Source organism: Methylobacterium sp. UNCCL125 (assembly GCF_900116795.1).
Classification (GTDB): domain Bacteria; phylum Pseudomonadota; class Alphaproteobacteria; order Rhizobiales; family Beijerinckiaceae; genus Methylobacterium; species Methylobacterium fujisawaense.
The window spans coordinates 1-1,510 of the sequence record NZ_FPBW01000083.1 but is presented as its reverse complement, the minus strand read 5'-3'; the positions used below and the strand labels follow the sequence as shown (position 1 = coordinate 1,510).

At 65.2% G+C, this 1,510-nt stretch carries 1 protein-coding gene; it reads right to left on the bottom strand.

Annotation, left to right across the window (positions count from 1 at the left end):
* Window positions 1-74: 74 nt before the first annotated feature.
* A protein-coding gene (locus tag BM396_RS31770; protein WP_230366882.1) for an IS3 family transposase occupies window positions 75-1,426 on the bottom strand; the annotation gives its coding sequence in 2 pieces (ribosomal slippage) (window positions 75-1,088 and window positions 1,091-1,426; 1,350 coding nt in all).
* Between the last annotated feature and the right edge of the window lie 84 nt (window positions 1,427-1,510).

Here is a 1,510-nt window from a genome sequence, read left to right as displayed (position 1 = left end):
TGTCCGTCGTCAGATGATTTGAGACGAGTCGGGAAGCTCAGGAACGGAGGCTCTGGTCCATCTGGATTGAGAGGTTAGGCAGCCTGCGCGTGATGGCGCAAGCGGCGGTCCATGAGGGTCTGGCGTTTGATCTGCGCCCGTTCACGCAAGATGGCCTCTCCGCGACCGAAGTAGACGTCGGCAGGGGTGAGGTTGCCCAGGCTCTCGTGAGCCCGAACATGGTTGTAGTGCTCCACGAAGGCGGCCACACGCGCCTCGAGTTCGCCGGGCAGGTAGGCATGTTCGAGCAGGATGCGGTTCTTGAGCGTCTGGTGCCAGCGCTCGATCTTGCCCTGCGTCTGAGGATGGCGGGGCGCACCGCGGATGTGGGTCATGCCCCGGCTGCCGAGCCAGTCAGCCAAGTCACCCGCGACGTAGCTCGATCCGTTGTCGGTGAGCAGCCGTGGCCGATGCACCACCTGCACCTGATCGAGGCCAGCGGCGGTCAGCGCCAAGTCGAGCGTGGCGGTGACGTCGCCGACCTGCATCGTCGTGCACAGCTTCCACGCCACGATGTAGCGCGAGAAGTCGTCGAGCACCGTCGAGAGATAGTACCAGCCCCAGCCAATCACCTTCAGGTAGGTGAAGTCCGTCTGCCAGAGCTGGTTGGGCGCGGTGGTCTTGTCGCGGAACTCATCGGCGGCTTTGACGACGATGTAGGCCGGGCTGGTGATCAGGTCCTGGGCCTTGAGCAGGCGGTAGACGGTGGCCTCCGAGACGAAGTAGCGCCGCTCGTCAGTGAAGCGCACCGCCAACTCGCGGGGGCTGAGCTCCGGCGCCTCCAGCGCGAGGGCGACGATCTGATCGCGAACCTCGGCGGGCAACCGGTTCCAGACCCGGCTGGGTCGGGACGGGCGATCCGCCAATGCCTCGGGGCCGCCGCGCTGAAAAGCGTCGTACCAGCGGTAGAACGTCGCCCGGGTGATGCCGAGCTTCTCCAGGGTGGCGCACACCGGCAGATGGGATTGCTCGACCAGCCGGATGATCTCCAGCTTCTCAGAGGCCGGGTACCTCATGCCTCGTCGCCCCCAGCCCCGGTCATACTTTTTTTGAGCAGGCGGTTCTCCAGGACGAGATCGGCCACGACCTCCTTCAGCGCCCCGGCCTCCCGGCGCAGTTCCTTGACCTCATCGGCGGTCGCGGCTCGGGCTGTGTCGCCAGCCAGCCGCTTCTTGCCAGCTTCCAGAAACTCCTTGGACCAGCCGTAGTACATTGAGGACGCGATGCCCTCGCGCCGGCACAGCTCGGCGATGCTGTCCTCACCGCGCAGGCCCTCCAGCACGATGCGGATCTTCTCCTCGGACGAGAACTGCCGACGTGTGGCCCGGCGGATGTCCTTGATCACGGCTTCTGCCGGCTTCCGCGCCGGCCCGGATGTCTGTTTCATCTTCGCTCCTGGGGGCTACGATGAACCAGCCATCCTCTGTTCGTGAAGAGCCTCAATCTGTCTCAGGGGTGCTGACGGCGGACA